Origin of the sequence: Nostoc sp. C057 (assembly GCF_013393925.1) — a bacterium.
Lineage (GTDB): Bacteria > Cyanobacteriota > Cyanobacteriia > Cyanobacteriales > Nostocaceae > Nostoc > Nostoc muscorum_A.
Window position 1 is genome coordinate 25669 of sequence record NZ_CP040287.1, and the last position, 12919, is coordinate 38587.

Below are 12919 nucleotides of genomic sequence, written 5' to 3' on the forward strand. Positions count from 1 at the left end.
ATACCTTAACACTTGATTGCGAAAGCTCTAAAAAATAAGTATCTGGTGAATCTTGAAATTTTGAGTATGGCGAAGATGGCTCTTGAGCAGGCGAGCAGGAGCGAGAACAGGACAATTTGATCCTAAATATGGTCACACAAACCCAGAAACCACGAATACTGCGGTTATACCAAAAACTACAGTTTCTATTTTGGATAGTGTTTTGCCATTTCTTTAGTCTAGTTTTTAAAAGTCTTCCTTTTGCTGAGTGTACTAAATACTCAACATCATGTATTGTATTTTTTGATATTTATGATGTTCTCAAACAAGAAATCTTAACAAGATTTTTACTTGAGCATAATATATCAACTTAAATTTGCAAAACAGTAACATTGTTTTTAGCTTATTACATAGGAAATTTACATGATAAAAGTCTCAAAATTTTGGTTAGTAAGGATTTTCAATCACTTACCAAAATCCCTAATATTTTGTTTGATTTTTATTTCTGGTATGCAACAAGTAAAAGCTGCTGATTTAGTCTTTAATGGAGGTTCACTACCAAGTACTCAAGGATGGGATGCTGGAACAGATTTCAATTTACCACCAGACGTTACAACTGATGGTGATGCTTTAACAATAAATACAATTGGTAAAGCTCCACCTAATTCCCTCTCTGGCCAATTCACTTTATTTTCCCGTAATCTAGGAATAGATGAAACAAGTCGCTACTCAATTAATTCTATTGAACTAACATTAAAGGTTCTTGAAGTTACTGAAAAACATAATACTTACGATGCAAGCGTTGCTTTTTTACCTAGCTATGGTGATGGAGGATTTAGCGGTAGCCTTTTAGATAGAGAGCAAATGATTTATTTTGATGAAGATAGTATTGGTTGGGGTGATGATACTCAATCATTCGTTATAGATACTACAAATGATTTTCATACATATCGTTTGACTATAGATAATACTGGTCTTGCCAAGCTGTTTGTTGATAATGTCTTTGCTTTGCAGCGTAGCAATTTTAAAACAAACGGTATAATTGCTTTTGGCGATCAGACAAATGATCTAAATTTAGAGAGCCGTTTTGCAGTAAGAAGCATTTTAGTGGAGAGAACTCCACTTGTTCCTCTTCCTGTTCCTGAACCCTCAACTGCTCTGAGTACATTTGTAATGTTAGGATATGGAGCCTTCATGAGGAGACAGTATTTAAACAGGCGTAGGAAAAGTTAATTAAAGCTAATTAATTTGCGTAAGGAGTCACAACGTAACAAGTAAAGTGACCTTGGGATGCTGAGATAAAAATTGGCTTCAAGCCTTCTGCATCTTGATTAGGTGCAGTACCGTCATGGCAGTGAAGCCATGCTTTGCCGATTCCTCCGCCTTTGTTTTTCTGGGACTCCCTTATCTCCAGTACACATCACTATTCTTTTATTGAGCGCTGCTGTGTCTCCCTTAAGAACGCTTGATTTACCCAGCGCTGCGGGGGGCTTTTGCAATGCGAAAAAATTATTACTCCTGCTATTAGATAGTCCTAATAGCGGTAGTAATAAAAATTTGGCTGCTCTACATTGAATGCAGCGACTAGAGTACTTAGCGTCTGGGCGGTAAAAGTTCAGAATGAGTAACACAAGAGGTATAAAGCCATGAATTTTTTCTCCTCAAAGAAGCAATCATCGGTGGCTATAGTAGGAGCATTGATGATCACTCTGGGAGTAGAGCGAAGTGCTGTGGGTGCTACATTCAACCCTGCTCCTCTTTTTGAGAGTGCAGTCAGTTACTCTACGAACATTCCTAGAACTGACGGTGGTGTAGATAGCACTGATATTTACTATCCAGTTTTATCTAGTACACAGAATCAGCAGAATTCATTGCCGATTGCGTTGTTATTGCAGGGGGCGCTGGTTGACAAATCAGATTACTCAACATTTGCTAACACAGTAGCACGTTATGGCTTTGTCGTCGTAGTGCCTAACCACTTGAGAACAGCAATCAGTCCAACGGGTGCGGTTACAGGATTAATTGCTGAACAACAGCAAGTAAATGATGTTCTAACTTACATACAGACTGAGAAGTCTACACCTTCATCACCTATTGCTAATTCACTTGACCCTAGTACCTTAGTCTTACTAGGACACTCATTTGGTGGTTCAGTAGGAATAGCGGCGATTCAAGGTCAATGTTTTCCTACCTTATGCACTGGGAATTTTACTCGACCCAAAGAATTGAAAGCTGGTGTATTTTATGGCACTAACTTCAGGATTGGCCAAAGTAGTGGAGGGCTTCCGATTATTGACAATGATGGCATACCCATTGCTCTAGTACAGGGTAATCGAGATGGTGTGGCAAATCCCGCTAATGCTCAAGAAACATACGCAGGCATTCAAGACCCTCCCAAGGCTTTTATCACCATCCCTGGTGCTAACCACTATGGCATTACCAATGAAGACAATCTCATACGTGAAACTGTTAGACCAACCATAAACCAAGATGTGGCAATTGAAACTATTGCCCGTTGGAGTGCGCTGTTCTTACGAGGAACTGCACTCAACGACAAAAATTCACTTGATTATGTCTTCAACACAGATGATACTTTGGATCAAAAAGTAAGTGTGGAGAGCGTTGTCAAACCTATACCTGAATACACTTCTGTAGTTAGTTTGTTAGTATTAGGCGTGATAGGTGCAAGTTCACTCAATCGCAAAAAGCAAAAACTAGTTAAAAATAAAGTCTTAAAGTTTTAGAATTGCTATGAAAGTTTAAAGCCTAAAACCTCGGTGCTGTCATTTTTTGGGTATTTATAAATTTTCGTCTTTGTAAAGTTGGCTTTGTGACTCTGATTTATCTGATTACTCCTGCGAGAAAGGCTGTTGATTTTTGCTCTTGCCTTTCGTACTCTTTACAGGTGATTCCTCTGGCTCACTACTAGCTTGATCTGATGCAGTATTTACCACTATGGGCTGAGTTTCAGTAGCCGGATTTGATGACCGATTATTATCGTCGCTTGAAGATGTCTTTTTCTGGCGACGGCTGCTTTTCTTCAACTCACCTATTAAATATTTGATTCTGCTACCGCTCAAATTGATGCCCAGATCCTTCAGCATCTCTGAAACTTCATCATAACTGTAGCCATACTTATCAGAGGTCAGTTTTTCAATATATCTCCTCATCTTACGAACTGCGTCTCTGTCCGATACATCCTCTCGCTCTTTTGGTTTCTGTGATTTCAGCAGATTGATGGCCTTATCAATCTTACCTTTCGTAATTACTTCTGAATTCTGATGCTCACTCATGGTTATCTCGTAAATCCTGATTAACTGATAATTATCGGCTATTTGAAATAATTTGCACCAATTTATTTTCAAAATGCTAAAAAAATCGACTATTGCGGCTACGCCGAATTACCTTTTTGTACTACAGCTACACCTTATATTTTTTAGTGTGGCAGCTTCGCTGGTCTTCTTATTCAAGCTAATGCTAAAAAATCTGGCTGTTACAGCTACGCTGAATTATCTTTTCGTATTACGGCTACGCCGAACTATTATTTTGTGTGCCAGCTACGCTGAACCTAGAATTTTCATATAGTGGCTACGCCGTTTTTATTTCTTCTATTGTGGCTACGCCGAACCAGAATTTACCGACTGCTTGATTTTATCAAATTCCGGCTACGCCGTTGCTATCCTCCTCTGTAGATTGTAGGATAGTCAGCAGCACGGCTACGCCGAAATTACTCCCGCCTTCAGCCCCCTGCTGTGTCCTCCGTACATACGTAGCATTTGACACCTCTTTTAGCCCATTTTTTGGCTAAAAGCCAGCCATGCCTCAAAGCTTACGCTTTGTCTCGCTGCGCTCGAACGGCAGACTGGTTCAAGTGGGAAAACCCCCCTTGAAAAACCCCCCTCGCAATGTCCTTCAGATCCTCGATTTATGGCGAATCGCAAGCAGTCAAAAGCTCTAGTCCAAAAGCATATTTTTCCAGTGAGATTGAGCGATATCGAACTGGATTTGCTGCGAATAAAATCACTTGATGCGGGGATGTCAGCGAGTGAACTGATGAGGCGCAATGCGTTGATGCGTCCATTACCCAAACGACTGAGTAAAATTAGCTTGCAAACATATTGGGAATTAGGACAAATCGGAAACAACCTAAACCAGCTTGTAAAGGCAACTAACACAGCGCTAAAAATTGGGCGAACTTTACCTGCTGATCCAGAACTACTAAGAGAACTTTTAGAACTGCTGCATCAGTGCAGACGAGACATTGCCTCGGATGATATTGAATCCGAAGATTCGGAAGAGGAATCCGATGATTGGGAAGCAGACTAAGGGCAGAGGTTTTCGCAAGCTGTTAGATTATTTGGAATCCCGCGAAGATGCCCAACTAATCGGCGGCAACATGAGCGGGAGAAATGCGCGAGAATTGGCGCGAGAGTTTAAGCTATCTCGACAACTAAATTCTGATGCAGACCGAGTTGTTTACCATGTCTCATTGTCAGCAGCTAAGGGTGATAAATTGGATGATGAGAAGTGGAGCGAGATTGGCGACCGCTACATGTTTGAAATGGGTTTTGATGCCAATCAGTTTGTCATCTTTCGCCACCATAACACCGACGACGACCACATCCATATTGCAGCCAGCCGCATCAGGATGGATACAGGGCTAGTAGTGCATGATTCCTGGGATTATGTACGTTCCGAGAAAGTCCTGCGACAAATTGAAATTGACTATAATTTGGTGCAAGTGCAAGGCAGTAGAGAGAAACTGAATCGCACACCCAGCACCGGACAAATTAGACGCATAAGGCGAGAGCAAGAAGAATTTTCACAGGGACAACGTGACTCTCCTCCACAACGCATCATCAAAGAGTCAGTTCAGCAGACGATTGATAGAGCCGGAGTTGATAATCCCCAAATGCCAACGCTGATCATGCGGTTGCAGCAAGCTGGCATTAGTGTAAGAACAGGATGGACTAGGAATGGTAAATCTAAAGGCATTTCTTATGAGAAAGATGGGCAAGCTTTTAGTGGTACACAGTTAGGTGCAGCTTACACTTTCCCTGGTTTGCAAAAACATCTTGGCGTTGACTACCAGCCAGAACGTGATGATGAACCTATTCATGAATTGCTGCTCAAACCTGCTAAACCACTCCCAATTGAGCAGTTAGAAAAGTTTCTTCAAGAGATTGAACGCAAACAGCAACAGCCTCAGTTCACTCCACCACCGGAGGATAAAGTTGTTTGGCAAGTATTACACAAGTACTTAAGCGAGAAACGCTATATACCAGATTATATTGTGCAAGGATTACATAATAATCAGTTGCTTTACATGGATGAGCAACGAAATATTTTGTTTATCAAACGTGATTTAGATGGTGAAAAAACTGGTGCATTAGTTTGGTCAAAGCCTAGAGAAAATCATCGCACTGTGGAGTACGACCAAAACACCTCTACACAAAATGGTTGGTTTTATCTGAGATTGGGAGGGCAACCAACGGACAAGGTAGAAAACGTCTTTTTGTGTTCTACACCGATTGATGCGATGTCAGCAGCCACTTACCTGATCTCAAGCTGCAAAGGGCTACCACCAACTAGAACCATGTTGATAGTAGCTGATGACCCGAATAACCTACCTATGGAATTTCTCAAAAGTTTCAATAGGGTTGTCGTAGCATTCAATAATGATGAGCCAGGGAATAAAACAGCTAGTGCAGTATTAGAATTATTGCCACAGGGTAAAAGGCTCAAAACCCATAATCCTGATTGGAGTCAGGAATTAGAAGCTCATCTTTTGGAGGAGCAACAAAAGCAGAAACAGCAGGATCGTGGTTTTAGCTTGTGAGCCACGCTCCCGTAGACCGAACTCGTGACCGCGATCACTCAGAATATGACATCTGAGATCATACAGTTAGAACCACGATCCAAATTTACACATAAGCATAATTACATAAATTCAGTAATAATACTGTTGTAGTTGGCAAATAGCTTCATTTAAGCTGTAGGTGCGAAATAAGCAGCCGTGTAGAAAGTTACACTAAAGACTTAATGACCTACTTTCAATGTCCTAGCCACCAAGTCGAAAACTGTATCAATTGAAGCCTCGGAAAATTACGGGCTTCCAACCCTTGCCATACCGTATAAAAAAGCTGTGCCAAATAATGTTTAGGTTAGTTAGTACTTTGAGAATAGCGCTGGATACCTGCGGATTGAGAGGCAAAAACATTAATGACACAGTGTTTATCTGGCAAGGCTTTCAGCCTTAGAGCCTGTCAAGAAACAACTTTTACAATTTATTATCTAGAAAGCTTATTGAGAAAGCATTTCTAGCTCAAAAGAGGCAAGGTTGTTACATGACAAGCTCTTAGTGTAACTTTCTGTACGATTGCAGATACTGTTTGCACATGTAATACATTTTGTCTTGCCAAGTATTACGTAAGCTCAAACCTTCAATCTGTGGTTGCAGCTTTTATTTGTAATACTTTTGTTTGTGCGTTTGTAACACTTTCGCCAACAGTATCGATTGCTCATTTGACCCCTAGTTCATCTATTTTCATGAGTTATGGTGGGCAATCAAATAGTTACAATCTCCGAACTGCGTGGTTGCACTGTTTTTTGGCAGCAATGGCAGGAATATCGAGATTATCTTTCCCGTTGCTGCATCAAGTGGATGGTGGGCCTCATAAAAGTATGAAAGACAAACTCAGTTTTTCTGGGATTAAGTACAGAAACAAAAATGTAGGAGATTATTTTAGATGTCTGTAGCAAACATCATTGGTCTAGCGAAACCAGCGTATAATCCACTGGTGCCCACGGATTTTAAGAATGATATTCACAATACGGTGGGTGCTCTAGTTCTCATGCAAACTTACTCCATACTGGTAGCTCAACAACCACAATTAAGTCTGGATTTGGGCGATGACAACAAGATTCTTATAAATCTGAATCAGCACCAGAGCAACTCTGGGCGGCACGCCGATTATTTTATGAATTCGCTATCGCCTGCGATTATTACGGCCTTGACAGATATCACTGGCTATGCTGGAATGTTCCAATCTTTCCAGCAAGCGATTATTGAATTGCTTCCCAAAATTACGGAGAGTAAAGATGCCCATCAGCAGGTGATTTTTCTACTGACTCAACTGGAGCGAGAAGCCCAGAGACGAGAAGCGACGGCTCGCCAACTGGTGAATGACCTGACTAATTTTACCACTCAAATTCAAGCGGATAACACCAATTTTCAGGCGGATGCTGTGGAAGCAAATAATCAGGTAAATACTGATTCGGGAGAACTTGCTAAACTCCAGGCGGAAATCAAAAATACCCAACAGGATATTCAGGGACAAATTGCTGGTGTCGTCATTTCATCGCTTGTTGTTGTGACGGGTGGTATCGTCATCGGAGTAGGTGTACTTGCGACACTGCCAGCAGGTGTCACAGGTGCATCGGTGATCATCGGCGGGATATCGGTCGTTGTCGCAGGGTCGATCTCGCTAACCACAATGGCAGGGAATCTGGCAAAGAGTAACGAGAAACTACGCAACCTTTACGAACAGACTGTTAAGCTCAACACAGCGATTGCCCTGGTTAGCAGTTTGAGCGGGCAGATTGAGACACTTGCCTTGACCACCAGTGACATGGTCGATGCCAACAACAAGCTGCGTGCTGGATGGTCATCCTTGCTAACTGACATCGCGAACTTCAAACAAGATATTATTCGTGCCTCCAGCCTGTCTGAGATTCCCTACATTGAAATCAGTTTGGAAAGAGCTGGCACTGAATGGAATGCTATCGCCCAGGAAGCCAATCAGATGCTGTCGCGACTGGTGGATCTGAAACCCCAAAAAGTCGATAACGTGCTGGAGTTTGCAAAGACACCCGCCTAATTCCAATTCAAATTGCCACAATTCAACTATCTAGCATTCATTTTGGAGCATACATGAGTACATTGCGTCTCGTTAGTTTTGCAGCCAGACAAGATAACATATCGGTACAGGACTTAGGGACTGCCTTAAGCAGCTCTGCTTCTGCGGGTTTAGTTGTTCAGAATTACTGCAATCAGATATTGCAACAGCCGGATATTGAAATACCAGCATCTGTAATCAATAAACTGCCGCCCATCAAAGAATATCTAAAAACTGCTAGGGCGCACAGTGACAACTACCTAAAAAACATCCAGCCCCAGATTATCAGGGTGGTTACTGATGTAGGGGGGTACTCCCAACAGTTTACCAGTTTTTACGCTTTGATCAACGACCGATTGAGTGACTGGAAGGGCGGCGATCAATCTGCAAAAGGTGATGCACTGGCGCTATTGGAGCAGTTACGAAATGCGATCGAGGAGAAAAAGAAAAGCGTAATTGTTGTTTCAACCGATCTAGGCAATTTTCTCACCGATATTAACAGCGATGTCAGCAACTTCAATACGGCATCACAGAAAGCGGATATTATCATTGGCGGTGATCAGGGGGCGCTGGCTTCGCTGAATAGTTCAATTAACGACCTTGACACGACCATCGCCGCTGCTATAGCTGGAATCGCAATTAGTGGTCTTGTGATCGTTGGCGGAGGATTATTGGTGGCTGTGGGCACAGTTGCTAACTTTGTTACTGCTGGAACTAGTACTCCAGTTGTCGTAGCAGGTGTGGCACTGGTACTCGTTGGCATAGGGGGGATGACTGCTTCCGCGATTATTCTTAGCAAGTCCATTGACGCAAAAAGCGGTTTGCTGCAGCAGCAGGCGCAACTCAATGCTAACTTGATATTCCTGAAAAACTTCAAATCGACGATGGGGAGTCTGAGTACTTCAGCATCGGCAGCTTCCCAACAGGTTAACAATATGAAGAACGCTTGGGATTTTCTTGGTAATAACATGGGGAACGTGATTAGCTCTCTCGACAATGCCCACACCTATAGCGAGTTACCAATTGGGGTTCAGGCTTATCTGAACACGGCAAATAAGCAATGGACGACGGTTCAAGATAGCGTCAAAATCATTCAAGCCCAGATGGTGGGTGTAAAGACAACGGTTCTCAAGGATAGTAAAGGCAATCTCAGTCCGCTCAACAGCCAAGTGATTGAACAACTGAAATCGAAAGCCGCCTAAGTGCAACTCAGTTTAATTTGAGACTACAGAGATTTAACAAACCAGGTTCATCAGTAAAGATAAGTGAGCCTGGTTTTTCTTATGTTCAATCTTCATTCAGAGGAAATATTCATGCCGAGTAATTTAATTAATTCAGTGGCTACATTGGCACAGTCGATCGTCAACGAGTCGGGGCTGCCTCTTGAAGCTAACGATCTGAAGCAACATGCACAGGAATTTTCCCAGAAACTTGCTCCCCAATTAGAGAAAAATGTCCAAAATATTGGACATTTTTGTCAGAATTATGCTTCTCAAGAGAGAATTCTCAATACTCTGCTTGATGCCTGGAAGGGCGGCAATTCAGAGGCGCAGCTGCAAATGCTGCCAATTTTGACAATATTATCATCCACGTTGTCTGATGTAATGAAAATCAACCAGGCAGTGTTTTACAGCCTATCTCAATACCGAGAGACGATCGCAGGAGATTCCCGCGCGATGGCTGTTTTGGAAAACCAGTTAACGGCAAAGATGAGCAGTCTCCAGATGCAGTCCACGTACAAGCAAGAAGAGCTTGAAAATACCGCCAAGAAATTGGCGGCTATCGCCTGGTTTCCGTTAGCCTGGATTATTACCGAAATTGTGAACCTGTCAACTAAGAAGAAATTATTAGAACAGGAAATAATTGATCTGGGGAACGATTTGAGAGATACCTCACGGCAGATTGCTGATGCTTCTCACGCTCTCAATACGGTCAAGCAGTTTGAGAATGCGCTACAACTTCTAGTAGCTTCTCTACAAAATCTAATCAATGGTGTAAGTATCACGAATGGACAGATGCAGCAAGTTGTTGAAACCTTGGAGCATAGTCAACAGGAGTCAATTCAGATTGTGGTTCGAGCTTACCTGGAAACTCTGAATAGACAGATTCAAACGATTCATCAATATCTACTCGTGTGAGGGTAGTTTTGATGACCATACCGTAATTACACAAGCGATCGCAGAAATTAGCTATGTCGTTTACTGTATGGCAGGAGCAATAGTCAGTATTATAGTAGAGCAGCATAAGGGCAGGGCGAAAGCTCATCGCTCCCGACTGAAGAAGAGTGAATCGGATACACAGCCATGAATGTACAACTTGTTAATTCCCTCGTAGAAGTGGTACTAAACCTCTCCCCCGAAGAGCAAAAACTCTTTCAAGAAAAGCTTAGTAACAAGCATTTAACCTTACTAACTAGTAAACCTCAAACATCATCAGACAGATTATTACTTTGGCAGGAGTGGATAGATACAGCACCAAAAAGCTATGCCAACCTTGACGATGAAGCTCTGCGTCGAGAAAATATCTACTCTGATGAAGTATGACCCATTATTTATTAGATACCAATATCCTGTTACGCTCCAGGGATATAGCTTCACCCGATTACAATCTTGTCGATCGCACAATAAGGTATCTAATATCTAATAACCATCGATGTTTCATTACATCTCAAGTTTTAATTGAATTTTGGGTTGTAGCTACCCGTCCTGTAGCTGTAAATGGATTTGGATGGACACCAGAAGAAACTGAAGGAACGCTGCAAATGCTAATAAATCAGTTTGAGTGGCTAGAAGAAACACCAGATATATTTCGCCTTTGGTTTAGCCTCGCTACAACTTATAAGATTTCAGGTAAACGCACCCACGATTTACGCATACAAGCAGTACTGCTTGCCCATAACATCAGCCATATTCTGACTTTAAACCCAAAAGACTTTGTAGAAGTTGAAGGAATTACTATTGTTCATCCCAATAGCATAAACAGCTAGACCCTGGGATTTAATGCGATCATAATTTTTGATAAACAACACCAATTTACCCATCACCAGTTATCTTTAATTGTAACGGTGCAGGTAAACCAACTCACTTATGAGCCGAATCATCGCAGTTTTTAATCAGGCGGGAGGTGTTGCCAAAACCACCCTTACCCAAAACCTGGGCTACCAAATAGCGCAATTGGGTCATCGCGTTCTGCTCATCGACATAGACCCCCAAGCCAGCTTAACCATTTTTATGGGCTTGGTTCCAAGAGACATAGAGCAAACTGTCAACAATGCCATTGTGGATGAACAACCTCTGCCAATTCATGAGGGGATTCACGGCATGGATTTAGCACCTGCTAACATCTCTCTGAGTACGGCAGAAATGCAATTGGTAAGTGCTTCCATGCGCGATTTCCGCCTGAAAGAAGCCATCGAACCAATCCAAGAGAATTACGATTTCATCCTCATAGATTGCCCTCCCAGCTTAGGGCTACTAAGTTACATCTCCCTTGTAGCTGCCACTCATGTTCTCGTGCCTCTGGAAACCCATTTCAAAGCCTTTGAGGGAACAGGCGAATTACTAAAAACGGTCGCTACAGTACGCAATAAACCAAACCGCAAATTGCAAATAGCCGGATTTGTGCCGACAAAATACGATGCCCGGAACTCCCAGGACACTCGTACCCTAGCAGCCATCACCGAACAACTAGCCAGCGCCGGAACAGTCTTTGCGCCCATTCCTCGCTCCACTGCTTTTGTTGATGCTTCAGAAGAACGAATGCCCCTTGCAGTTTACGATCCCAAGCATCCATCTGTCGCCATCTTGAAAAAAATAGCCGTTAGTTTAGAATCCTTAAAATGAGACGTACTACTAAAGCCAGCCAACCCCTTAAAAGCAAAATTGAAGTACCTTGGGACACCACAGGCGTAGCGAATGCTGGTTCTCCTCAATCCATGCCGTTAGACCAGATTGTTCTGCCGCCGAATCAACCGCGCCGTTACTTTGATTCTGAAGCATTAAAGCAGTTAACTGAATCCATCAAACAGCATGGCATTCTCCAACCCGTTTTAGTCCGCCCCCTTGATGGAGAAAAACACGAATTAGTAGCAGGAGAGCGACGCTATCGTGCTGCTAAAGAAATTGGGCTGAAAGTTGTCCCCGTCGTCATCAGAGAATTAGACGACAACGCAGCTTTTCAATTTGCACTTATAGAAAACTTACTTCGAGAAGACCTGAATCCAGTTGAAGAAACTGAAGGTATCCTGCAACTGCTGTCTCTCAAACTAGGTCGAAGTGTTGAGGATATCCCCCCATTCCTGTATCGTCTACAACGCCTACAGAACAAAGCATCTACAGTTACCCATAACGTTATGGGCGCACACGATAGCGAAGGTGATGAACCTACCCATAACGTTATGGGCGGAGTTGAAAGTGATTCTACCAATAACGCTATCAGCGACGAGGAAGGCGATATTGGCTTATCTACCCATAACGTTATGGGCGAAACCGAAACGGATGATTCCGACCTTAACCAGGAGCCTGCTGTAAACCAAGACCTCAAAATCGTTGAAGGAGTGTTTGAAGGCTTAGGCTTAATGACCTGGGAATCTTTCGTTAAGAACCGCCTGCCCTTGTTAAACCTCCCAGAAGATATCCTTGATGCGCTAAGGGAAGGCTCACTTGAGTACACCAAAGCCAAAGCCATCGGCCAAATTCAGAAATTAGATGAGCGCGTTGACTTTTTAGAACAAGCTATTGCTCAAAACTGGTCTTTAAGCGAAATCAGGCAGCGCATTAGTGAGAAGAAAGCCGCCGCCTCTACCGAAAATACCGAGTCGAACAATTACAAAGAACGTTTTACTACTGCGACTACTAAACTAAGAAAGTCCCGTATTTGGTCAGACCCGAAGAAGCGCAAACAGATAGAAAAACTACTTGCACAACTGGAGACGCTGACAAATGTTGAGTAACCTGACATACCAAAACCAGGACGTAGAAGGCAAAATGCTCAAATATTTTTTATACTAAGCTTTAGTGCCTAAGATTCATGTTTAAGTGACT

The 12919-nt window shown here is 42.5% G+C and carries 13 protein-coding genes; 11 read left to right on the forward strand and 2 right to left on the reverse strand.

The window, feature by feature from the left end:
- The first annotated feature begins 402 nt into the window (after positions 1-402).
- The gene (locus FD724_RS34550; RefSeq protein ID WP_179076200.1) at positions 403-1212 is read left to right on the forward strand and encodes a PEP-CTERM sorting domain-containing protein; all 810 of its coding nucleotides are present in this window, start codon (positions 403-405) and stop codon (positions 1210-1212) included.
- 413 nt (positions 1213-1625) lie between these two features.
- Positions 1626-2723 carry a chlorophyllase gene (locus FD724_RS34555; protein ID WP_179076201.1) on the forward strand — a complete coding sequence of 366 codons (1098 nt, stop codon included), beginning with the start codon at positions 1626-1628 and terminating at the stop codon, positions 2721-2723.
- Positions 2724-2828: 105 nt separating this feature from the next.
- On the opposite strand, the gene FD724_RS34560 is transcribed toward FD724_RS34555, so the two are convergent.
- Together FD724_RS34560 and FD724_RS41310 are read right to left on the reverse strand one after the other, a co-directional pair.
- Positions 2829-3272, reverse strand: a complete 444-nt coding sequence (locus FD724_RS34560) for a hypothetical protein (RefSeq protein ID WP_179076202.1) — start codon at positions 3270-3272, stop codon at positions 2829-2831.
- Between the two features lie 361 nt (positions 3273-3633).
- Positions 3634-3762 (reverse strand): hypothetical protein, encoded by a 129-nt coding sequence (locus tag FD724_RS41310; protein ID WP_256874690.1) that lies wholly within the window; start codon positions 3760-3762, stop codon positions 3634-3636.
- 144 nt (positions 3763-3906) lie between these two features.
- On the opposite strand from FD724_RS41310, the gene FD724_RS34565 reads away from it, so the two are divergent.
- The 9 genes from FD724_RS34565 (at position 3907) to FD724_RS34605 (ending at position 12828) form a co-directional block, all read left to right on the forward strand.
- The gene (locus FD724_RS34565) at positions 3907-4305 is read left to right on the forward strand and encodes a plasmid mobilization relaxosome protein MobC (RefSeq protein ID WP_179076203.1); all 399 of its coding nucleotides are present in this window, start codon (positions 3907-3909) and stop codon (positions 4303-4305) included.
- A complete protein-coding gene (locus FD724_RS34570; RefSeq protein ID WP_179076204.1) occupies positions 4286-5818 on the forward strand; it encodes a relaxase/mobilization nuclease domain-containing protein in 1533 nt (510 codons plus the stop codon). Before FD724_RS34565 ends, FD724_RS34570 begins: the two co-directional genes overlap by 20 nt.
- Before the next feature lie 910 nt (positions 5819-6728).
- Positions 6729-7859, forward strand: coding sequence for an HBL/NHE enterotoxin family protein (locus tag FD724_RS34575; protein WP_179076205.1), 1131 nt, complete (start codon positions 6729-6731; stop codon positions 7857-7859).
- A gap of 53 nt (positions 7860-7912) precedes the next feature.
- The gene (locus FD724_RS34580) at positions 7913-9079 is read left to right on the forward strand and encodes an HBL/NHE enterotoxin family protein (RefSeq protein WP_179076206.1); all 1167 of its coding nucleotides are present in this window, start codon (positions 7913-7915) and stop codon (positions 9077-9079) included.
- Between the two features lie 111 nt (positions 9080-9190).
- Complete coding sequence (locus FD724_RS34585; protein ID WP_179076207.1) at positions 9191-10015, forward strand: hypothetical protein; 825 nt, start codon at positions 9191-9193, stop codon at positions 10013-10015.
- A gap of 165 nt (positions 10016-10180) precedes the next feature.
- Positions 10181-10420, forward strand: coding sequence for a hypothetical protein (locus FD724_RS34590; RefSeq protein ID WP_179076208.1), 240 nt, complete (start codon positions 10181-10183; stop codon positions 10418-10420).
- Entirely contained in the window at positions 10417-10863 is a 447-nt protein-coding gene (locus FD724_RS34595; RefSeq protein WP_179076209.1) for a PIN domain-containing protein, read from the forward strand. The genes FD724_RS34590 and FD724_RS34595 overlap by 4 nt, the downstream gene beginning before the upstream one ends.
- Before the next feature lie 100 nt (positions 10864-10963).
- A complete protein-coding gene (locus FD724_RS34600) occupies positions 10964-11719 on the forward strand; it encodes a ParA family protein (protein WP_179076210.1) in 756 nt (251 codons plus the stop codon).
- Complete coding sequence (locus tag FD724_RS34605) at positions 11716-12828, forward strand: ParB/RepB/Spo0J family partition protein (RefSeq protein WP_179076211.1); 1113 nt, start codon at positions 11716-11718, stop codon at positions 12826-12828. The genes FD724_RS34600 and FD724_RS34605 overlap by 4 nt, the downstream gene beginning before the upstream one ends.
- Positions 12829-12919 lie beyond the last annotated feature (91 nt).